Genomic DNA, 19,912 nt, shown 5'->3' with positions numbered 1-19,912 from the left:
CGGCTCATGGCCGTCTTGGTAAGGGAGGGCGCGTCCATGGACACCCCGATCGGGCCCCCGGCCTGGCGCGAACGGGCCTTGGTGCCCGTCCTGGTCTTTCTCGGCACCGTGGTGGCGGTGATCAGCAGCCTCGGCGCACCGCTGGTCCCGACCATCGCCACCGTCGACCACGTGTCGCTGTCCGACGCCCAGTGGTCGCTGACCATCACCATGCTGGTCGGCGCCGTCGCCACCCCCGTGATGGGGCGCCTGGGCGACGGCCCGCGGCGGCGCACGGTGACCCTGGCGGCCGCCGCCGTGGTGGTGGCCGGCAGCGTGCTGGCGGCGCTGCCGCTCGGCTTCGGCTGGCTGGTGGTCGGCCGCGGGCTGCAGGGGATCGGCCTCGGGCTCACCCCGCTGGCCATCGCCACCGCCCGGGACAGCCTGCCCGCCGAGGCCTCGCGCTCGGCGGTGGCGCTGCTCTCGATCACCACGGTGGCCGGCGTCGGCCTCGGCTACCCGATCACCGGGCTGATCGCCGAGTCCTTCGGGATCCACGCCGGCTTCTGGTTCGGCGCCGTGATCAGCGCGCTCGCGCTGCTGCTCGCCGCCCTGGTGCTGCCGGCCACCACCCATCGCAGGCAGCGCCCGCTGGACACCCTCGGCGCCGCCCTGCTCGGCCTCGCGCTCGCCGGGCTGCTGCTGGTGCTCAGCGAGGGCGAGAGCTGGGGCTGGGCCGCGCCGCGCCTGTGGGCGCTGGCGGCGCTCGCGGTGCTGCTGCTGGCCTGCTGGATCCGCCACGAGCTGCGCACCGAGCACCCCCTGGTGGAGCTGCGCACGCTGCGCAACCGGATCGTGCTCACCGCGGACGTGGCCGGACTGGTCGCCGGTGTCGGGATGTACCTGCTGATGTCGCTGGTGATCCGCTTCGTGCAGACCCCCGCCTCCACCGGCTACGGACTGGGCGGCTCGGTGGTGGTCGCGGGCCTGGTGCTGCTGCCCTTCTCGGCGCTGAGCGTGCTGTCCAGCAAGGTGGTGCCGCTGCTGATCCGGCGCACCTCCACCGCCCTGGTACTGCCGCTGGGCTGCGCGATCTCGCTGGTCTCGGTGCTCGTCTTCCTGTTCGCCCGGGGCCACCTGTGGGAGCTGCTGGTGGTGATGGCGATCGCCGGGCTCGGCGTCGGCTGCACCTTCGCCGTGATGCCCGGTCTGATCGTCGCCGCGGTGGCGGCCGACGAGGTCGGCAGCGCGGTCAGCTTCAACCAGGTGCTGCGCTACGTCGGCTACTCCACCGGCAGCGCGCTGTGCGGCGCGGTGCTCCAGGCGCACACCGCGCCGGGGCAGCTGCTGCCCGGCAACGACGGCTACCGGTTCGCCGCGCTGATCAGTTGTGCGGTGTGGGTGGTGATCGGGCTGGTTACCATCGTGCTGCCCCGGCGCGCTGCCGTGGCGGCCCAGGTGGCGACGGTGGACGAGGAGCTGATGGTGGACGAGAGCATCGCCGATATCGCACCCGGCGAGGACGAGGTGCCCTTCAGCCCGGCGCGGGCCGAGTCGTGACCGAGTCGGCCCAGGCCGAGCCGGCGGAGCGGTCCGAGTCGGCGGAGCGCTGCGGTGCGGACGCCGCGCCGCCGGTCCGGCGCCGGGACGCGGCCCGCAGCAGGGAGTTGCTCATCACGGCGGCGATGGAGCTCTTCGCCGACCGCGGCTTCGAACGCACCACCACCCGGGAGATCGGCGAACGGGCGGGCGTGGACCCCGCGCTGATCGCCCGGTACTTCGGCGGCAAGATGCAGCTCTACCTGGCCGCCGTCCGGGTCGAGCAGGGTGACGCGGCCCCCGCCGACCTGCTCGACGAGGACCGGCTGCGCGAGCTGCTGGACCGCTTCGACCGGCGCGGTCCGGGGCCGTCCTTCCAGGCCGCGGTGCTGCCGGGGGACAGCACCGAGGTGCAGCAGGCCGCCCGGGCGCACCTGCGCGAGCGGCTGGTCGATCCGCTGCGGGACCGGTTCGCCGCCGAGGGCGTGCAGCAGGCCCAGCTGCGCGCCGAGCTGGCGGCGGCGGCCTTCGCCGGGGTGATCCTGGCCCGTACCAGCGGCGCCTTCGGCGAGCTGGCCGGGACCGATCCGGCGGAGCTGCTGCCGTTGCTGCGCGAGCTGTTGGGGGCCACCCGCCCGGCACAGTGAAACTGCCTCCCGCGGGGGCGGGAGGCAGTTCCACGGGGCAGCGGGGCCGGGTTTCAGGCGAGCGCGGCTCCGCCGCCGGCCTTGACCGCGTTGACGGCCGCCTGGTGCAGATCACGGGCGATCTGCTCCTCGGTCACCGCCTGTGGGCTGCCCTGCAGGGTGAACCAGTCCAGGGCGTCCGTGTACTGCACGGTGAGGATCGCCTCGGTGCCGGTCCAGGTGGTGTGCACGCTCAGGTCGCCGGTGAGCTTCACGCCCTCGACGGTGAGCACACCGCCTGGCCCTGATCGAACGTTCTTGGTGGTCCAGGCCGCCCAGCAGGCCGGTTCCTCAGCCATTGCGTTCTCTCCGCTCCGGGGGAAGCACGAGAATATCGGGATCTCGTGTCGGGGATCTCGTGTCGGGGGTCTTGTGGGGATCGTGCGCGGTGCGCCAGGGGCGGCAACGGTACCGCCCGTCACGATCTGACAACCGGTCACATGCTAGCCGCAGGCACTGGGCCGCGCCCACCGGGCATCCCGGTCCGGGCGGCCGGTGTCGGCCCGGACGACGCCTACTGGGGGTGCAGGTTGATCACCTCGAAGGCCGCCGCGAACCGGGTGCCCAGCCGGGTGCCGGTGGCACGGCCCATCGACTCCAGGAACCCGCGGGCGTCGGACATCTGGCCGCCGAGGCCGGCGAGGTAGGCGGCGTGGGCCTCCAGCGAGGCGACGCCGGCCTCGAAGTGGTCGGTGGTGTCGACGCCGTGCCCGGACAGCGGGGAGCCGGCCGCCCAGACCTGCCGCACGCCGTTCCACGGCTCCAGCCCCTCGGCGGTCAGCTCGCGGAAGACCCAGCGGTTGCCCGCGTCGCGCGCCGCGTCGAGGGCGGCCCGCCCGGTGGCGATGTGGTCGGCCTGGTTGGGGAAGACCCCGCCGTAGGTCTCCCGGAAGTTGGTGGTCAGCACGATCTCCGGGCGGTGCCGGCGCACCAGCCGCGCGATGTCGCGGCGCAGCGGCAGCCCGTACTCCACCACCCCGTCCGGGTGGCGCAGGAACTCCACGGTGTCGACGCCGACCAGCTCGGCCGAGGCGATCTGCTCGGCCTCGCGCAGTGGCGCGCACCGGGCCGGGTCGAGCGAGTCGATGCCGGCCTCGCCGCTGGTGACCATGGCGTAGACGACCGTCCTGCCCTGGGCCGTCCAGCGGGCCACGGCCGCCGCGGCGCCGTACTCCATGTCGTCCGGGTGGGCGACCACCGCCAGCGCGCGCTGCCAGTTCTCGTCGATGGCGGCCAGGGGGCTGGGGGGCGCTTCGGTCATCGTGCCGCTCCTCGGGGCTGGGTCCGGTCCACTGCTTGATCGTTGATCACCGTCTCGACCAGCCACTATCGCGCACGTCTGACGCCGTGTCAGCCGGGCGGGGGCGGGCGCGCCGAGCCTGCGTGGGCGGTGGGCGGTGGGCGGTGGGCGGTGTGCGGGGCCGGGGCCGGCGCGAGGCGATCGGCCGGGGCGGTGGCGTGTATGCCTTGACAGGCATATAACCCGCGAGGCACGCTGGAGGGGTGACATCGGTATTCGACGTGCTGGCCGAGCCGCGTCGTCGGCGGATACTCGACCTGGTCCGTGGCGGCGAGCGGTCGGTCGGCGAGCTGGCGCAGGCCCTGCAGGCCAGCCAGCCGGCCGTCTCCAAGCACCTGCGGGTGCTGCGCGAGGCCGGGCTGGTCGAGGTGCGGGTGGCCGAGCAGCGCCGGCTCTACCGGCTGAGCCCGGCGCCGCTGCTCGAACTGGAGGAGTGGCTGGCGCCCTACCGCGCCCTCTGGAACACCGGTCTGGACCGGCTCGAAGACCACCTGGAGACGATGGACGGTCCCCCGGGACCGCCGGACACCCTACGGAGCTCCCCATGAACGACCTCGGCACCCTGGAGCCGGCCGGTGACCGCTGGCGGCTGCGCTTCACCCGCGACCTCGCCCACGCGCCGGAGCGGGTCTGGCGCGCCCTCACCGAACCCGAGCACCTGGCGGCCTGGTTCCCCCATCGCATCAGCGGCGAATGGCGGGTGGGCGCCACCTTGACCTTCACCGACCCGCTCGACCGGGCCCCCGCCTTCGAGGGCCGGGTGCTCGCCTGCGTCCCGCCCACGCTGCTGGAGTTCGAGTGGGGCACCGACGTGATCCGCCTGGAGCTGACCGAGCGCGCGGGCGGCTGCACCCTGGTGCTGCTGGACACCCTGGACGAGCGCGGCAAGGCCGCCCGGGACGGCGCCGGCTGGCACGAGTGCCTGGACCGGCTCGCCGCGGCGCTGGACGGAACGGACGGATCCGGGCCCGGCTGGGCCGAGTTGAACAAGCGGTACGTGGCCGCGCTCGGTCCCGGGGCCTCGACGATCGGGCCGCCGCCCGGCTACTGAGCCACCGTCGGCCCGACGGCCCGTGCCGGTGGCCCGCCCCGGCCGACTCCTCCCGCAGGTCAGCCGTGTTGCATAGAGTGGCTGCGGCAGAGGACGACCTGACGACGACACGGTGACGGCCCCGGAGGCATCGATGAACTCGCGCCCGCCGACGGGTGCCGCATCCCAGGGCGGGCCGCAGGTGGCGCAGCCCTGGAACCGGCAGCGGCTGCGCAGCAACAACGAGTGGCTGCTGCTGGAGCACCTGCGCACCGGCGGAGCGGCGTCCCGGGCCCAACTCGCCCGGGACACGGGGCTGTCCAAGCCCACCGTGTCCGCCGCGCTGGCGATGCTGGCCCGGGCCGGTCTGGTCCGCGAGGCCGGGCTGCTGGCGCCCGAGCGCGGGCGGGTGGCGGTGCTCTACGAGCCCGAGCCGCGGGCCGGCCATGTGCTCGGGGTGGATGTCGGGCGGGCCCGGCTGCGGGTGGCCGTGGCCGACCTGGCCGGGCGGATCGTGGCCCGGCGCGACGTGCCCAACCGGGGGCGCAGCGCCAACGCGGTCGCGGACGCGGTCGTCGCCGCGGCGCGCGAGACCACCGAGGAGGCCGGACTGCGCCCGTCCGAGGTGGTGCACGCGGCGATCGGCTCGCCCGGCGTGTGGGACGCGTCGCAGCGCCGGGTGCACTACGCCGGCAACCTGCCGGGCTGGGGACGGCGCGGGCTGTTCGAGCGGATCGCGGCCGGCCTGGAGACCGGGATCAGCGTGCACAACGACGCCAATCTCGCCGCGCTGGGCGAGTACGCCGACGGGGTGGGCGCCGGCAGCCGGGTCTTCGTCTACCTGCTGATCGGCACCGGCCTGGGCATGGGCGTGGTGGTCGACGGCGAACTCCAGCCGGGCGCCGGGGGTGCGGCCGGTGAGATCGGGCTGCTGCCGATGCCGGGCGGCGCGCACACCCTGGAGGACACCGCCGCCGCGGAGTCCGTGGTGCGCTCGGCCCGGGAGCTGGGCATGCGCGGGACTCTGACGGCCAAGCGGGTCTTCGAGGCGGCCCGGTCGGGCGAACCGGCCGCGCGGGCGGCCGTGCTGCGCGAGGCGGAGCACCTGGCCTTCGCGGTCGCGGTGGTGGCCGCCGTGCTGGATCCGGACCTGGTGGTGCTGGGCGGCGGTCTCGGCCACGGCGCCGACCTGCTGATCGAACCGCTGGAGCGTGAGCTGCACCGGCTCACTCCGCTGCGGCCGCGGGTGGCGGCCGGCCTGCTGGGGGACGAGGCGGTGCTGCGCGGGGCGCTGGCCACCGCGCTGGCGGGCGCCCGGCCCGAGGTGTTCGAGCGCCGGACGGCGGCGGTGGGGTAGCGGGTCGGCGCGGCTGACACCCCCGGCCGGTGCACCGGGGCTGCCCTCACTGACCGCCGAGTGCGGCCTCCTGGCGGTCGAGGTCGTGCTGCAGGCTTCGACGGGTGGCGTCACTGATGCGGTGTTCGTCGTAGAGGTGGCGCAGTTGGGCGTTCTGGACGGCCAGCACCTCGTGGCGCAGCGCGCGCAGGGCGGCATCGACGGAGGTGCCGTCCGGTGCCTCGTCGTCCCGGTCGAGGCGGGACTGCAGGGCGCGCCGGACCCGGTCGATGACCGGCTCGGGCATGGCTTCGAGGGTGTCGAGGTGGTCGACGTGGGTGAGCGCGGCGCGGGTGAGGCTGTCGCGGGCGTCGTCCTCCTCGCGCGCGGTGTGCTCGGGTTCCAGGGCCAGTCCGGAGCGGTGGACCACGGCGGCCAGGCTCAGGCCCTGGACGACGAGGGTGAACACCACGACCGCCGTGGTCAGCACCAGCAGCAGCGGCCGTCCGGTCAGCGCGGTGCCATCGCCCGCGGTGAGCGGGATGGACAGGGCGGCGGCCAGCGGCATCACGCCGCGGGTGCCGGCCCAGGTGACCACCCCGGCGACCCGCCAGGACAGCCCGCCGCCGCTGGGCTTGACCGCGCGGGTCAGCGGCAGGGTCGACAGCACCCGGACGGTGATCAGCACGCCGGCCAGGGTCAGGGCCTGCAACGGCCACCAGCCGCTGCCCCCGGGCAGCGCGTGCACCAGCGTGGGCAGCTCCAGGCCGACGATGCTGAAGACGACGCTCTCCAGCAGGAACACCACGACCGCGTAGACCGCGTGCAGTTGCAGGCGGCTGTGGGCGTCGGTGAGCCGGTGGCCGGAGCGGCCGAGCAGGACGCCCGCGACGACGACCGAGGTGATGCCTGAGGTGTGCGCGGACTCCGCGAGGACGTAGGCCGCGTACGGGGTGACCAGGGCGATCACCGTCTCCAGCACCGGGTCGGTGGTCCGCCGGCGGATCAGCCACACCAGCCCGGCGACCGCCGCGCCGATCACGCTGCCGCCGCCTGCGAGCAGCAGGAACTCGCCGCCGGCCGCGGGCAGGCTTACCGCGCCGCCCGCGGCGACCGCGATGCCGACGGCGACCTTGAAGAGCACCAGCGAGGTGGCGTCGTTGAACAGGCTCTCCGCCTGTACCAGCACCTGGACCCGGCCCGGCAGCGCGAGCCGGCGGCCGAGCGCCGTGACGGCCACCGGGTCGGTACTGGCCAGCACGGCCCCCAGCACGAAGGCCATCGCGGGCGGCAGCCCGGTGACCGCGACCGCCACGAACCCCACCGCTGCCGCCGAGACGAAGACCAGCCCGAAGGCGAGGATCGTCACCGGCCGCCACACCATCCGCAGATCGCGCAGCGACAACTCCTCGGCGGAGGCGTACAGCAGCGGGGGCAGCACCACCAACGCGATCACCTGGGGCGGGACGTGCAGCGCGGGTACCCCGGGTATCAGCGCCACCCCGAGCCCGGCCAGCACCAGCAGCGAGGGAGCGGGCACCCGCCAGCGCCGGGCGAAGGTGGCCACGGCGGTGGCGAGAACGACGAGGAACAGGACGATCCCCACGGCGCGCATCTACGAACGACCTCATCACGACGACGGGGTCGCCGCCGCTCGATCGCTGCAGTCGTCCCCCGAGCCGACCAGACTTCCCGGCACACCGCCCATCATCTTATCGGGTTTCTAGCGGGCCTAGGCAGGTCATCGGCCGATGCACTCCGCAACTCGGCGGAGCTGTGCGCATGTTTCCCGTATTTCCGACATTCCGTCACATATCGTCACGAGATACCGAAACCCGATCCCGTAAGAGGCAACGACCATGCACCGAATCACTCGTCTCGCCCTGGCCTGCGCCACCGCGCTCGCGGCGGTGGGCTCCGTCGCCCCCTCCGCCACCGCGGCGGTCCCCAGGGACGACAGCCACCACGGCGGCCACCACGCCGTGTTCGTCCAGACCGACAACCCCGCCGGCAACCAGATCGTCGCCTACCGCCGCGCGGACGACGGCACGCTGACCCAGGACGGCCGCTACGACACCGGCGGGCTCGGCGGCGTGCTCGACGGTTCGGTCGCCGACCACCTGGCCTCGCAGGGCTCGTTGACCTACGACGAGCAGCACGGCCTGCTCTACGCCGTCAACGCCGGAAGCAACACCGTGACGGTCTTCGCCGTCGACGGCGACCGGCTGGAGAGGCGCCAGGTCGTCGGCTCCGGTGGCCGCTTCCCGGTGAGCGTCGCCGTCCACGGCGACGTGGTCTACGTCCTCAACGCCCTGGACGGCGGCTCGATCCAGGGCTACACCGTCCAGCAGGGACGCCTGCACACGCAGGACGGCTGGAACCGCTGCCTCGGGCTGGACCCGAACGCCACGCCGCAGTTCACCAACACCCCCGGGCAGGTCGGCTTCGTCTCCGACGGCTCGCAACTGGTGGTCACCACCAAGGCCAACGGCAACAACCTCGACGTCTTCCGGCTCGACCACGACGGCGCGCCCGCCGACACCCCGGTGGTCACCAATCTGCCCGGCGCGGTGCCCTTCGGGTTCGTCCCCGACGGCCGCCACGGCATCTTCCTGGCCGAGGCCGGCCCGAACGCGCTGGCCACCCTGACCATCCACCCCGACGGCACCGCCACCCAGGACGCGTTCGCGGCCACCGGTCAGGCGGCCACCTGCTGGGTGGTCGCCGTGCGCGACCTGCTCTACGCCTCGAACGCCGGCAGCTCGACGCTCAGCGGCTTCCGCACCGCCGACCACGGCCGTCGGTTGACCGCCCTGGGCAATACCCCCACCGACCCCGGCACGGTCGACGCCGCGGTCTCCGCCAACGGGCACTTCCTCTACGCCCAGACCGGTGTCAACGGAATCGTCGACGAATTCGCCGTCAACGACGACGGATCGCTCACCGCGCTCGGCTCCCAGGCCGTCCCCGACGGCGTCGGCGGCGAAGGCATCGTCGCGTTCTGACCCGTCACCGCACGACCGACCGCGCCCTGCCGTGCTGCGGGGGCGCGGTCGGTCGGCTCGCGGTGATGGAGCGTCAGATCTGCGCCGCCCGGGCCGAGTCGGCGTCGGCAGTCCGGCGGAACCTCTCGTGGATCTCGACCGGGGCGAAGGGCCAGATCCGTTCGAACCTGGACCAGAGGAGGAAGGCCGCGCCGCCGGCTGCCACCCAGACCAGTGACCACTCGATCGGGTGGTAGCCCGGGGCGTTGCGGTCCGCGTAGCTGTAGACCACCAGCCAGCCGGTGGCCGCGATCAGGCTGGGCAGCGGGTAGCGCCACATCCGGTAGGGCCGGGGCAGGTCCGGCTGGCGGCGGCGCAGCACGGTGACGGCGAGCACCTGGGCGAAGGACTGGACGATCACCATCACCGTGGTGAGCAGGTTGATCAGGGTGTTCAGGTCGGTGTGCCGCCCGATCAGGAAGCCGACCGCGGTGACCGCCCCCATGGTGAGCAGGCCCAGGGTCGGGAACTCGTGCTTGCGGTGCAGGCGGGAGTAGGAGCGGAAGAAGACCCCGTCGCGGGCCGCGTCGTACGGCACCCGGGAGCCGCCGAGCAGACCGGTGAGGACCGAGGCGAAGGCGGTCACCAGGATCAGCACGGTGACCACGTCGGCGGCCGACTTCCCCCAGGTCTGCTGGAGCACCGCGGAGGCCACCGAGGAGGAGGCGATGGAGTGCGGGTCCAGCATCTCGTGCCAGTCGAGCGCACCGAGCACGCCGACCTGGAGCAGCAGGTAGATGACCATGATGCCGAGGATCGAGAAGATGATCGAGCGCGGCATCACCCGGCCCGGGTTCTTGATCTCGGCGCCGAGGTAGGCGGTGGTGTTGTAGCCCAGGTAGTCGTAGATGCCGATGGTCAGCCCGGCCGCGAAGCCGAGCCAGAAGTGGCCGTGCGTCACGTCGACGGCGTGTGCGGGCCAGGTGAAGGCGCGGCTCGGCGAGAAGTGGGTGTACGAGGCGAGGATCACCGAGAGGACGGCTGCCAGCATGACGCCCCACATCGCGGTCGCGATCCTGGCGATGCGCTCCACCCGGCGCCAGAGCAGCAGGACCACCAGGACGATCACGGCCAGGCCGACCAGATCTCCCTGACTCTTCGTCATGCCCGGCCACAGGTAGCCGAGGTACTGGACGAAGCCGACCACACCGGTGGACATGATCAGCGGGATGAAGAGCATCGCGGTCCAGACGAACAGGAACGGCATCAGCCGTCCGGTCCGGTACTGGAACGCCTCGCGGAGGTAGCCGTAGCTGCCGCCGGAGCCCGGCATCGCGGCGCCGAGTTCGGCCCAGACCAGGCCGTCGACCAGGGCGAGCACCGCGCCGGCCAGCCAGCCGATCACCGCCTGCGGGCCGCCGAAGGCGGCGACCATCAGCGGGATGGTGACGAACGGCCCGATGCCGCACATCTGGCTCATGTTGATGGCTACGGCCTGGAACAGGCCGATCCGTCTGCTGAGGGTTGCGGACACAAGGGGGCTCCGGTGGCTCTGGGGAGGGTGAGCGCGCGCGTGGGGTGCCCATAAGTTAAGTTTCCTAACTTGATGAGTCAAGGCCTGGGGAGGCTGCGACTGCGGGCCGCGGCCTCCCCGGATCCGGCGTCGTCAGTGGCCGCGGCGCTGCAGGACGCCGCGGATGAAGGCGGCCTGGCCCGCGTGCTGGAGGTCCTCCGTGATCACACTGACCAGCCGCACGCCGAGCGTCACGGGCGGCTCCCAGGCCTCGTCCACCACCTGGTCCAGGTCCTCGGCGGTCACGGTGCGCAGAAAGCGCAGGGTCTGCCGGTGCACGGCGTCGTAGTAGCCGGTCAGCAGCGAGCGGGAGGCGACCTGGACGTCGGCCACCTGGGTCGCGTCGTGACCGTAGCCGGTCTCCTCCTGGGGGAAGGGCAGGTCGAACTTGGCGGCCCAGCCGTCGGCGGTCCAGACCTGCTCGGCGCCGGTGAGGTCGGCCAGGTGGTCGTCCTGCACCCGGGTCAGGTGCCAGATCAGCCAGGCCACGCTGTTCGCCTCCTCGTCCAGCCTGGCCGACAGCTGCTTCGGGCCCAGGCCCCGGACGGCCTCGTGAACGGCCTCCTTGACCCGGTCGAGGGCATCGGCCAGCAGCTCGGCGCTCTTCATGGACAACTCCTTTGACAGCGAAGGTGACTGGTTCCGGTCAGGGTGGTCCGGCGGGCGGTGGGCCGGGGTGCGGGACCGGGGGTGTGCAGCAGGCATCCCCCGTCGGGCGCCGGACCGAGCGCGGCCGTTCGGGTGAGCGGGACTTCGCCCCCGGAGCGCCCCGGGAGCGGCGCCGGGGGAGGATGGCACGCGGGGCGCTGACCGGCGGGGGCCGACGGGGTGGCCGAGGAGGCTGGAGCACGTGATCACTCTGCAGGGGCTCACCATCGCATTCCTGACCGCTCCCGAGGGCGTGGAACAGGTCGAACTCACCGAGCCGTGGCAGGCGGTCCTGGAGGCCGGCGGGACACCGCGGCTGTTCTCCACCCGGCCCGGCCGGATCCAGGCCTACCGGCACCTGGAGCGCGCGGACACCTTCGGCGTCGACGCGGTGGTGGCCGCGCGTGACGGGGGCGACGGGGGCGACGGGGGAGACGGTGCGGGAGAGGGCGACGACGGGTCGGGGGGTGACCGGCCCGGCGAAGGTGAGCACGGCGAGGGCGGCGAGGTGGCGGACGGTGACGCCGGCTGTGCCGCGCTGGTGCTGCCGGGCGGGGTGGCCAACCCCGATCTGCTGCGGGTCGAGCCCGCCGCGGTGTCGCTGGTCCGGGCCTTCTTCACGGCGGGCAAGCCGGTCGCGGCGATCTGCCACGCGCCCTGGCTGCTGATCGAGGCCGACGTCGTGCGGGGGCGGACGCTGACCTCCTGGCCCAGTCTGCGCACCGACCTGGTGAACGCCGGTGCCCACTGGGTGGACGAGGAGGTGCGGCTCTGCACCGCGGGCCCGAACACCCTGATCACCAGCCGCAAGCCGGACGACCTGCCGCTCTTCAACGACGCGCTGGTCACCGAGTTCGCCAAGGAGCGCCGCTGAGGCCGGGGCAGAGGGCTGAGGACAGGGGCAGGCCGGCCGGTGGGCCGGTGGGCCGGTGGGCCGGGCAGCCGTGAGGCCGTGCCCGGCCTACCGGCCGGCGGGGTGTCTGAGGGCGGTCAGCGGGTGGCGGCGTCGAGGGCCTCCTGGATGGCGGAGGGGCCGGCGGGGCGACCCGGGTCCTGGTCGAGACGGGCCTGCTGGTCCTTCAGGTACGGCAGGCCGTAGGCGGGGGTGCCGGGCTGGAAGCGCCAGCTGTCGCCGAGCGTTCCGGCGTCCACCGCGAGGTAGCCGAGGGTGTCGAGCAGCTCGGTGACCCGCTGCTTGGCCGCGGCGTCGTCCCCCGCGATCGGGAGTGCGGAGCGGTCGGGGGCGCCGCTGGGGCGGGCCAGGCTCAGCAGGTGGCCGAAGTAGATGTTGTTGAACACCTTGACGACCGTGGCGCCGGCCAGGTGGCGCTGGACCAGCTCGCTGCTGGTGAATTCGCCGGAGTCGAGCTCGGCGAAGTGGCCGTCGCGGTCGGGGTAGTAGTTGCCGGTGTCGAGCACCAGACGGCCGGCCAGCGGGGCGGCGTCGAGCTCGAAGGCGTTCTTCAGCGGGATGGTCACCACCACCCAGTCGCCGGCCTCCGCAGCCTCGGCCGGGGTGGCGGCGCGAGCTCGCGGGCCCAGCTCCGCCACCAGGTCTGCGAGGGTCTCGGGGCCGCGCGAGTTGCTGAGCACCACGTCGAGGCCGGCGTTCACCGCGAGCCGGGCCAGGGAGCCGCCGATGTGTCCGCTGCCGATCAGTCCAAGAGTAGCCATGCCGATCACAGTGCCCGGCGCGGTCGCCGTATTCCTGGGAGGGCGTCAGTTCACCCGATCGGATCAGCAGCAAGTGCCGCCCGCAGCAGGTCGGCGGTCCGGCTCGCCTCGGCCTCGTCCGCGTACCGGCGCCGGGGCCAGAAGAAGCCGCGCAGCCCGTCCTTCGGATTGCGCGGCACCACGTGCACATGCAGGTGCGGCACGGACTGGCTCACCCGGTTGTTCATCGCGACGAACGAGCCCCTGGCCGCCATCGCCCGCTCGGTGGCCCCGGTCAGACGCCGCACCCGGTCGAAGAACGGGCCGACCAGTTCGGCGGGCAGCTCGGTCAGCGTCGGGACGTGGGCGACGGGCACCACCAGCAGGTGGCCGGGAAAGAGCGGCCGGTGGTCCAGGAACGCCAGGGCCACCTCGTCCCGCAGGACCGTGTGGATCGGTGGCTCCGGGTCCGCCAGGAAGGCACAGAAGAGGCAGTCCATCCGGCCATCAGACCACGGCGGAAGCCGCCGGACGGGTCGGCCCACCGGGCGCCCGTCCCGTCCGGCCGTGCCCGGGTAGTGTTCGTCACCGCCGGTCACGGCGCTCTGCGAGGTCTTCGCGGGTGCCGGAGAGGCCGTGCTCAGCGCGGGCGCCCGTCGTGCGGCGGCGCGGCGCGAGGCGGCCTTCCGCGAACTGGTCGAGGTCTGGGCCCGGCGCAGCGGGCCGGTCGGCGCCGCGTGGTTCGCCCAGGCGGTGGAGCGGGGCTGTTCGGACGTCTACCCGCAGACCAAAGCCTGGGCCGCCAGCCTCGGTTGTCCCTCGCCGCAGCCCGCCCCGGCGGCCCGTCCCTGGTCCGGTGGGCAACTCCCGCCGGTGGAGCTGCGACTGGCCCGGTACAGCGCCCCGTACCTGCGCTACGGGCAGCCGCACGATGCCTCGGCCCTGCTGCACTTCGCGCTGCCGCCCCGCCCTGCCGAGGATCCGGCGGGGCCGTGGTGGCTGCGGTCCATGGAGCTCGGCGCCCCGGAGAGCTTCCGGCTGGACACTGCCGCCTTCGCCGGCCCGGGCACGCTCGAACTGAGCCGGGAGCCGGACCGGATCGGCGCGGTCTCGCTGCACGCGGCCGCGCTGGCCGTCGTCGTGGCGTCGGCGCCCGGCTGAGCCGGCGTCGACGTCACTCGCCGCGGTTGCCGTACTGGAAGACGAAGCCGGCGACGCCAGCGGCCGTGATCCCGGCGCCGATCAGCATCAGCCAGACGCCGAAGGCCATGCCGAGCGCGATCACCGCGGCCCCGGCGGCCGTCAGGGGCGGGTACCAGCTGTGCGGCGCGAAGAAGTCCAGCGGCCCGGCGGTCTCCGCCACCGCAACCTCGCGGCGGTCCTGTGCGCGCGGGCCCCGGCGGCGGTACTGGATGAAGAAGAAGGCCGAGATCAGCGCGGACATCAGGAAGGCGAAGGCGAGCGCGGCCTTGCCCGCCGGCTCCTTGGCGAACCAGTCGTAGATGCCGCCCATCACGGCGAAGAAGAGCGCGACACCGGCGAAGAGGAAGGCCTCGAACCTCATCGCCCACCCGCCGATCCGGCCGCACCCGGGGTGGTGGGCGCCGGGTCCCTGGAGAGCAGGTCGGTGTCCTCGGCCTCGCTGCGCGGGTGGTTGATGTCGAAGGCGGGGCTGTCGGAGCGGATCCTGGGCAGCGCACGGAAGTTGTGCCGCGGCGGCGGGCAGGAGGTGGCCCACTCCAGCGACCGGCCCCACCCCCACGGGTCGTCGACACCCACCGGGCGGGCGTACCTGGTGGTGTGCCAGACGTTGTAGAGGAACGGCAGCGTGGACACGCCGAGCAGGAACGCGCCGGCGCTGGAGATGGTGTTGAGGGTGGTGAAGCCGTCCGAGGGCAGGTAGTCGGCGTACCGGCGCGGCATGCCCTCGGCACCCAGCCAGTGCTGCACCAGGAAGGTCAGGTGGAAGCCGACGAAGAGCAGGACGAAGTGGACCCGGCCCAGCCGCTCGTCCAGCCGGCGGCCGGTGAACTTCGGCCACCAGAAGTAGAAGCCGCCGAAGGTCGCGAACACCACCGTGCCGAAGAGCACGTAGTGCATGTGGGCCACCACGAAGTAGGAGTCGGTGACGTGGAAGTCGATCGGCGGCGCCGCCAGCAGCACCCCGGACAGGCCGCCGAACAGGAAGGTGACCAGGAAGCCGATGGCCCACAGCATCGGCGTCTCGAAGGAGAGCGAGCCGCCCCACATGGTGCCGATCCAGTTGAAGAACTTCACCCCGGTCGGCACCGCGATCAGGAACGAGGTGAGCGAGAAGAACGGCAGCAGCACCTGCCCGGTGGCGAACATGTGGTGGGCCCAGACCACCGCCGACAGCCCGGTGATCGCGATGGTCGCCCCGACCAGCCCGAGGTAGCCGAAGATCGGCTTCCGGCTGAAGACCGGCAGGATCTCGCTGACGATCCCGAAGAACGGCAGCGCGACGATGTAGACCTCCGGGTGTCCGAAGAACCAGAACAGGTGCTGCCAGAGCAGCGCGCCGCCGCTGTCCGCGTCGAAGGCGTGCGCGCCGAGCCGGCGGTCGGCCAGCAGCACCAGCAGCGCGGCGGTCAGCACGGGGAAGGCGAAGAGCGCCAGGATCGAGGTGAAGAGCACGTTCCAGGTGAAGATGGGCATCCGGAAGAGCGTCATCCCCGGTGCGCGCAGGCAGGCGATCGTGGTGACGAAGTTGACCGCGCCGAGGATGGTGCTCAGGCCCGCCACCGCCAGCCCGGCCGCCCACAGGTCCCCGCCGGTCCCGGGCGAGTGGACGGCGTCGTTCAGCGGGGCGTAGGCGAACCAGCCGAAGGCGGCGGCGCCGTCCGCGGTGAAGAAGCCGCTCAGCACGATCAGGCCGCCGAACAGGAACACCCAGTAGGTGAAGGCGTTCAGCCGGGGGAAGGCGACGTCGGGCGAGCCGATCTGCAGGGGCATGATCCAGTTCGCGAAGCCGGTGAAGGTCGGGGTCGCGAAGAGCAGCAGCATGATCGTGCCGTGCATGGTGAACAGCTGGTTGTACTGCGCGTCGGTGACCACCTGCATGCCGGGTCTGGCCAGTTCGGCGCGCATCACCATCGCGAGCACCCCGCCGACCAGGAAGAAGCCGAAGGAGGTGGCCAGGTAGAGGGTGCCGATCAGCTTGTGGTCGGTGGTGGTCAGCCAGCCCAGCACGGTGCTGCCGCGCCGTACCCGGGTCACCGTGCCGGGGGCGAGTTCCGGCGCCGGCCGCTCCGGCTGCTCCACGACGGTCATCCGTCCTCCAGGTGGTTGGTCGGCCGACCGGATGCCCCCGTCCCGCGTGCTGCTCGCGGACGGTCACGGACGGTCGGCGGGTCGGGGACCATGCTGGGCCCGGCGGGCGGCCGGGTGGCCGGCGCAGCGCGGGGGAACGGACGCGGTTAGCCCGGACGGCGGCAGGGGGCGTGGGCCGGTCGCCGCCGGGTGTGGCGGGGGCCACGACGGGGCCGATTTCTGACGGAGGGTAGCGCTCTGATTGCGTGGTGCTGATCCCGTGCGAGGTCCGGCGGGTGGCGTGCGTCACGGAGAGGCGGGGGTGATGGGGGTGTTTTGGCTGCTTTTCGATGCTTTAGGGCTGATTTGAGCCGCAGGTTACCTCGGGTAATGGGTGCTGGCCTGGGGATTCGCCAAGCGGTTGAGGGCGGACCGCGGGTTGCCTAGCTTCGTTCTCGGTGCAGCGAGCACCACCCGGCACCACCGAGCCCCGAAGGCGGGGGGTGGGTCAGGGCGCCGGAACCCTTCCCGTGACGTGGTCTGTGGGGGCGTGGTTCCGTGCGGCCCGGTCCGGGGCCTGCGACATGGGAGATCCTTTGACTTTCCGTAACGAGAACACCGTCACCACCGCTGTCAAGGCCGCCAAGCGCAACCGCGTCCGGCTGGCCGTCCTGGGCGGGGCGGTCGCCGTCCTGCCGGTGGCGGGCCTCGTCACGGCGACGACGGCTTCGGCCGCGTCGGCCTCGACCTGGGACGCGGTCGCGCAGTGCGAGAGCACCGGCAACTGGAACATCAGCTCCGGCAACGGCTTCTCGGGCGGCCTGCAGTTCACGCCGAGCACCTGGGCGGCGTACGGCGGCACGCAGTACGCGGCGAGCGCGGCGCAGGCCACGCAGGGCCAGCAGATCGCGGTGGCGGAGAAGGTGCTGGCGGACCAGGGTCCGGGTGCCTGGCCGGTCTGCTCGGCCAAGGCGGGCCTGACGGCGGGCGGTGCCCCGGCGCAGGTCGACACCGGCAGCAGCACCCGTGGCACCGGCGACAGCGCCCCGGCCCCGGCCGGCCCGGCCGCCGCCGCGCCGGCCGAGCAGGCGCCGAAGCCGACCCAGCAGCAGGCGCCGAAGCAGGCGCCCAAGCAGGCCCAGAAGGACGTCCGGAAGCATGCCCCGGTCCAGCGCGGCGCCGACTCCTACACCGTCAAGAGCGGCGACACGCTGAGTGCGATCGCCGCCGCGCACGGCACCAGCGTGGCCGAGCTGCACGCGCAGAACGCCCGGATCATCGGCGCCAACCCGGACGTCATCCTGCCCGGCCAGGTGCTGAGCGTCTGATCGCGTCCGCTGTCGCGATGAGGTCGGGCCGACCGTCAGGCCGCTCCCGGGGGGGAGGGCCTGACGGTCGGTCGATTCAGCTCGCCGTGGCGGTGGCCGGCGCGTGCAGCCCTGGAGCCAGGGCCAGCGTCACCGCCAGCGAGGCCGCTGCCAGCAGCGCCATCGCCGGGGCGGGGGAGCAGTGTTCGGCCAGGGGCTCGGCTCGGTGGGGCGGCATCTGAGGGTGCTGCTGGACGCCGGCCTGGTGGGCCGGCGGCGGGCCGGGCGCTCGGTGCTCTACCAGTGGACCGGGGCCGGCGAGACGCTGGTGCGGGCCGCGAAAGGCTGACGAAAGTGACGGGTGTTGCGTGATGTGGCCTGTGGGACAACGTGAGGTCCGACGGGCCTGGGGGAGCCGGACCGGCGGCCCGAGGAGCCGTCCGCACGTCCCGAAGACCCCCCCAGGCACCCACAACGCCGACCGCCGGCCCGGTGGCCCTCGCCGCAGCGGGCGGGATGGGGCCACCGGACCGGCGGTCGGTGGGAGCGTTCGAGGCGGTCCGCTGCGGCGCAGGGGTCAGAGCGACTGCCAGGCCGGCTTGGCGGCGTAGGTGGCGCGGAAGTAGTCCGCCAGCTTGAGCCGGGAGGCCGCCGCCTCGTCCACCACGACCGTCGCGTGCGGGTGCAGCTGCAGGGCGGAGGCGGGCACGAACGCGGAGAGCGGACCCTCGACGGCCTGCGCGACGGCCTCGGCCTTGGCCTCGCCGGTGGCCAGCAGCACCAGGTGGCGGGCCTCCAGGATGGTGCCGATGCCCTGGGTGATCACGTGGTGCGGCACCTGGTCGATGCTGTCGAAGAACCGGGCGTTGTCCACCCGGGTCTGCTCGGTCAGCGTCTTGATCCGGGTGCGCGAGGCCAGCGAGGAGCACGGCTCGTTGAAGCCGATGTGCCCGTCGGTGCCGATCCCGAGCAGCTGCAGGTCCACGCCGCCCGCCTCGGCCAGCGCGTGGTCGTACGCCGTGGCGGCGGCGGCGATGTCGTCGGCGGAGCCGTCGGGGCCCAGGAAGGCGCTCTCGGCGATGCCCAGCGGCTCCAGCACCTCACGCAGGACGACCGAGCGGTAGGACTCCGGATGGCCCTGGGGCAGGCCGACGTACTCGTCGAGCTGGCAGATCCGGGCCCGCGAGACGTCCAGCGCCCCGGCCCGCACCTTGGCGGCCAGCGCCTGGTAGATCGGCAGCGGCGTCGACCCGGTGGCCACGCCGACCAGCGCGTCGGGCTTGCCGGTGAGCAGCTCCGCGATCGCCGTGGCGATCAACTCGCCGCCGGCGGCAGCGTCGGGAACGATCACAATCTCCATCTTGACCAACCGTCCGAAAGCGTGTATGTAGTGGTCTAGACCAATATAGGCTGGGCTGAGCTTATCGCAGCTGGTGACCGGTTCGAAAGCTCATCTCCAGGATGGGTCGCACCAGCCGGAACGGCGGCCGGACCAGGGCAGCCCGTCGGGCGCGACTTGAGTTATCCGCCGGTGCCGTGGATGCTGGCCGGACGGACGACCGGAGGACGGGGCAGCAGTGAGCGGGACCGTGCGCAGTGAGACCGTTCGCGACGAGAACAGCAAGCGCAGGGCGGCGCTGATCCGGGCCGGTATCTACATCGCGGGCACGCATTTCTTCGCGTTCTTCGTGATGCTGCTCTTCTATCTTGGCAACCACCACCACTGAACGCACCGCTGGAGCCGCCCCGCCGGGGCTCGAGCCGAGGGTTCGGACCGGGGGCGGCTCAGGCCGGGCGGCTCATCAAGCCGGGGGCTCAGGCCGAGCGGTGGCTCAGGCCGCGCCCTGCCACTTGCTGTCGCGCGGCTCGGGGGAGCGCAGCAGCGACCGCAGCTCGGTGGGGCTGACCCCCTCGTAGAAGTGCATGAAGACGGCGCGGCCCGAGCGGCCCATCGGTGTGGCGGCGCCGATCCACAGGGAGCCGGCGCCGTAGCGGGCGTGGATCAGCGGCCGGATGTCGCCGTCGGGGCCCGCGCGCCCGGCCGAGTGCAGCGGAGTGCCCAGCGTCTCCTCGGTCCAGCGCGCCAGTTCCGCGAGCGCGGGGTGGTCCGGGCACTCCTGCAGCTGGATGTCCAGCTGCGGCACCGCACGGCGCAGCCAGTACTTCGTGTGGTCGGGCAGCTGGGCGCGGCCCTCCCACACCATCCACTTGAAGATGTTCTCCGGCACCCGCCGCCGGAAGAACGTCTCCTCGAACGCGTCGTTGTAGGCGATCACCCGCCACGCCGCGTCGACCGCGTAGGCGATCGGGCCGACCAGTTTGAGACCGGGCGCGTGCTCGCTGACCCGCGCGACGGTGTTGCGGACGAGCGTGGCCCACGTGTCGCGGGCGTCCGCGTTGGTTGTGCCGATGGGATGCTCCTCCGGGTACGTCATGGACACGATTGTGCCTGCCGGGTCGGGAGTTCTGCCAGGGAGGTCCCGGGTCGGCGCGGGCGTTCACCAGCCGCTCGCCCGGAGCCGACGGACCCCGGTGACGGTGCGCTGCCGTCGCTCTGACGGCCTGTGATCTGATGCCATCGATCCTGTCCCCGTGCCCGGCGTACTC

The 19,912-nt window shown here is 73.1% G+C and carries 22 protein-coding genes and 1 pseudogene; 11 read left to right on the top strand and 12 right to left on the bottom strand.

The features are described 5' to 3' along the window. The first annotated feature begins 36 nt into the window (after positions 1–36). Positions 37–1,539, top strand: a complete 1,503-nt coding sequence (locus tag OG500_RS06065) for an MFS transporter (protein ID WP_329577422.1) — start codon at positions 37–39, stop codon at positions 1,537–1,539. After that, a complete protein-coding gene (locus tag OG500_RS06060) occupies positions 1,536–2,165 on the top strand; it encodes a TetR/AcrR family transcriptional regulator (protein WP_329577419.1) in 630 nt (209 codons plus the stop codon). The genes OG500_RS06065 and OG500_RS06060 overlap by 4 nt, the downstream gene beginning before the upstream one ends. Positions 2,166–2,218: 53 nt before the next feature. Here the strand turns inward: OG500_RS06060 and OG500_RS06055 are convergent, their stop codons facing one another. Both OG500_RS06055 and OG500_RS06050 read right to left on the bottom strand, forming a co-directional pair. After that, on the bottom strand, positions 2,219–2,503 hold the full coding sequence (locus OG500_RS06055; protein WP_327065344.1) for a hypothetical protein: 285 nt from the start codon (positions 2,501–2,503) through the stop codon (positions 2,219–2,221). 215 nt (positions 2,504–2,718) lie between these two features. Then, positions 2,719–3,465, bottom strand: coding sequence for a PIG-L deacetylase family protein (locus tag OG500_RS06050; RefSeq protein ID WP_329577414.1), 747 nt, complete (start codon positions 3,463–3,465; stop codon positions 2,719–2,721). Between the two features lie 242 nt (positions 3,466–3,707). Here OG500_RS06050 and OG500_RS06045 point away from each other — a divergent pair, with 242 nt between their 5' ends. The 3 genes from OG500_RS06045 to OG500_RS06035 all read left to right on the top strand — a co-directional run bounded on the left by OG500_RS06045 (position 3,708) and on the right by OG500_RS06035 (position 5,891). Continuing rightward, entirely contained in the window at positions 3,708–4,052 is a 345-nt protein-coding gene (locus OG500_RS06045; RefSeq protein ID WP_329577411.1) for an ArsR/SmtB family transcription factor, read from the top strand. Continuing rightward, complete coding sequence (locus tag OG500_RS06040; protein ID WP_327065341.1) at positions 4,049–4,555, top strand: SRPBCC family protein; 507 nt, start codon at positions 4,049–4,051, stop codon at positions 4,553–4,555. The genes OG500_RS06045 and OG500_RS06040 overlap by 4 nt, the downstream gene beginning before the upstream one ends. Before the next feature lie 133 nt (positions 4,556–4,688). Continuing rightward, on the top strand, positions 4,689–5,891 hold the full coding sequence (locus OG500_RS06035) for an ROK family transcriptional regulator (RefSeq protein WP_329577407.1): 1,203 nt from the start codon (positions 4,689–4,691) through the stop codon (positions 5,889–5,891). A gap of 46 nt (positions 5,892–5,937) precedes the next feature. Here the strand turns inward: OG500_RS06035 and OG500_RS06030 are convergent, their stop codons facing one another. Beyond that, entirely contained in the window at positions 5,938–7,485 is a 1,548-nt protein-coding gene (locus OG500_RS06030; protein WP_327065339.1) for a Na+/H+ antiporter, read from the bottom strand. Between the two features lie 244 nt (positions 7,486–7,729). Between OG500_RS06030 and OG500_RS06025 the strand changes: the two genes are divergently transcribed. Continuing rightward, complete coding sequence (locus OG500_RS06025; RefSeq protein ID WP_329577404.1) at positions 7,730–8,875, top strand: lactonase family protein; 1,146 nt, start codon at positions 7,730–7,732, stop codon at positions 8,873–8,875. A 73-nt stretch (positions 8,876–8,948) separates the two neighbouring features. Here OG500_RS06025 and OG500_RS06020 read toward each other — a convergent pair whose 3' ends face one another. Next, positions 8,949–10,334 carry an APC family permease gene (locus OG500_RS06020; RefSeq protein ID WP_442907123.1) on the bottom strand — a complete coding sequence of 462 codons (1,386 nt, stop codon included), beginning with the start codon at positions 10,332–10,334 and terminating at the stop codon, positions 8,949–8,951. Between the two features lie 186 nt (positions 10,335–10,520). Further along, positions 10,521–11,036 carry a mycothiol transferase gene (locus tag OG500_RS06015; RefSeq protein ID WP_327065336.1) on the bottom strand — a complete coding sequence of 172 codons (516 nt, stop codon included), beginning with the start codon at positions 11,034–11,036 and terminating at the stop codon, positions 10,521–10,523. Positions 11,037–11,277: 241 nt separating this feature from the next. Here OG500_RS06015 and OG500_RS06010 point away from each other — a divergent pair, with 241 nt between their 5' ends. After that, the gene (locus tag OG500_RS06010) at positions 11,278–11,949 is read left to right on the top strand and encodes a type 1 glutamine amidotransferase domain-containing protein (RefSeq protein WP_442907002.1); all 672 of its coding nucleotides are present in this window, start codon (positions 11,278–11,280) and stop codon (positions 11,947–11,949) included. A 116-nt stretch (positions 11,950–12,065) separates the two neighbouring features. Here the strand turns inward: OG500_RS06010 and OG500_RS06005 are convergent, their stop codons facing one another. Both OG500_RS06005 and OG500_RS06000 read right to left on the bottom strand, forming a co-directional pair. After that, a complete protein-coding gene (locus OG500_RS06005) occupies positions 12,066–12,749 on the bottom strand; it encodes an NADPH-dependent F420 reductase (protein WP_329577397.1) in 684 nt (227 codons plus the stop codon). Positions 12,750–12,799: 50 nt separating this feature from the next. Beyond that, positions 12,800–13,228, bottom strand: coding sequence for an HIT family protein (locus OG500_RS06000; RefSeq protein ID WP_329577394.1), 429 nt, complete (start codon positions 13,226–13,228; stop codon positions 12,800–12,802). Positions 13,229–13,364: 136 nt separating this feature from the next. Here OG500_RS06000 and OG500_RS05995 point away from each other — a divergent pair, with 136 nt between their 5' ends. Next, positions 13,365–13,889, top strand: a complete 525-nt coding sequence (locus OG500_RS05995) for a hypothetical protein (RefSeq protein WP_329577391.1) — start codon at positions 13,365–13,367, stop codon at positions 13,887–13,889. Between the two features lie 13 nt (positions 13,890–13,902). On the opposite strand, the gene ctaF is transcribed toward OG500_RS05995, so the two are convergent. Beyond that, positions 13,903–14,292: an aa3-type cytochrome oxidase subunit IV gene (gene ctaF / locus OG500_RS05990; RefSeq protein WP_327065331.1), complete on the bottom strand. Its 390-nt coding sequence runs from the start codon at positions 14,290–14,292 to the stop codon at positions 13,903–13,905. Next, positions 14,289–16,019: an aa3-type cytochrome oxidase subunit I gene (ctaD, locus tag OG500_RS05985; protein WP_327065330.1), complete on the bottom strand. Its 1,731-nt coding sequence runs from the start codon at positions 16,017–16,019 to the stop codon at positions 14,289–14,291. The genes ctaF and ctaD overlap by 4 nt, the downstream gene beginning before the upstream one ends. A 575-nt stretch (positions 16,020–16,594) precedes the next feature. Here ctaD and OG500_RS05980 point away from each other — a divergent pair. Further along, positions 16,595–17,326 carry a LysM peptidoglycan-binding domain-containing protein gene (locus OG500_RS05980; protein ID WP_329577385.1) on the top strand — a complete coding sequence of 244 codons (732 nt, stop codon included), beginning with the start codon at positions 16,595–16,597 and terminating at the stop codon, positions 17,324–17,326. 76 nt (positions 17,327–17,402) lie between these two features. On the opposite strand, the gene OG500_RS05975 is transcribed toward OG500_RS05980, so the two are convergent. Beyond that, complete coding sequence (locus OG500_RS05975; RefSeq protein WP_329587954.1) at positions 17,403–17,543, bottom strand: hypothetical protein; 141 nt, start codon at positions 17,541–17,543, stop codon at positions 17,403–17,405. Between OG500_RS05975 and OG500_RS05970 the strand changes: the two are divergent. Continuing rightward, positions 17,505–17,654 (top strand): annotated as a pseudogene (locus tag OG500_RS05970) (transcriptional regulator); the annotation flags it as partial. The gene OG500_RS05975 and the pseudogene OG500_RS05970 overlap by 39 nt on opposite strands. Before the next feature lie 228 nt (positions 17,655–17,882). Here the strand turns inward: OG500_RS05970 and nagB are convergent. Next, a complete protein-coding gene (gene nagB, locus OG500_RS05965; protein WP_327065328.1) occupies positions 17,883–18,665 on the bottom strand; it encodes a glucosamine-6-phosphate deaminase in 783 nt (260 codons plus the stop codon). Positions 18,666–18,894: 229 nt separating this feature from the next. Here nagB and OG500_RS05960 point away from each other — a divergent pair, with 229 nt between their 5' ends. Next, positions 18,895–19,032, top strand: a complete 138-nt coding sequence (locus OG500_RS05960) for a DUF6126 family protein (protein WP_327065327.1) — start codon at positions 18,895–18,897, stop codon at positions 19,030–19,032. Positions 19,033–19,137: 105 nt separating this feature from the next. Here OG500_RS05960 and OG500_RS05955 read toward each other — a convergent pair whose 3' ends face one another. Then, a complete protein-coding gene (locus OG500_RS05955) occupies positions 19,138–19,740 on the bottom strand; it encodes a hypothetical protein (RefSeq protein WP_327065326.1) in 603 nt (200 codons plus the stop codon). Between the last annotated feature and the right edge of the window lie 172 nt (positions 19,741–19,912).

This window comes from Kitasatospora sp. NBC_01250, assembly GCF_036226465.1.
Lineage (GTDB): Bacteria > Actinomycetota > Actinomycetes > Streptomycetales > Streptomycetaceae > Kitasatospora.
This window is presented reverse-complemented; position numbering and strand designations above follow the sequence as displayed.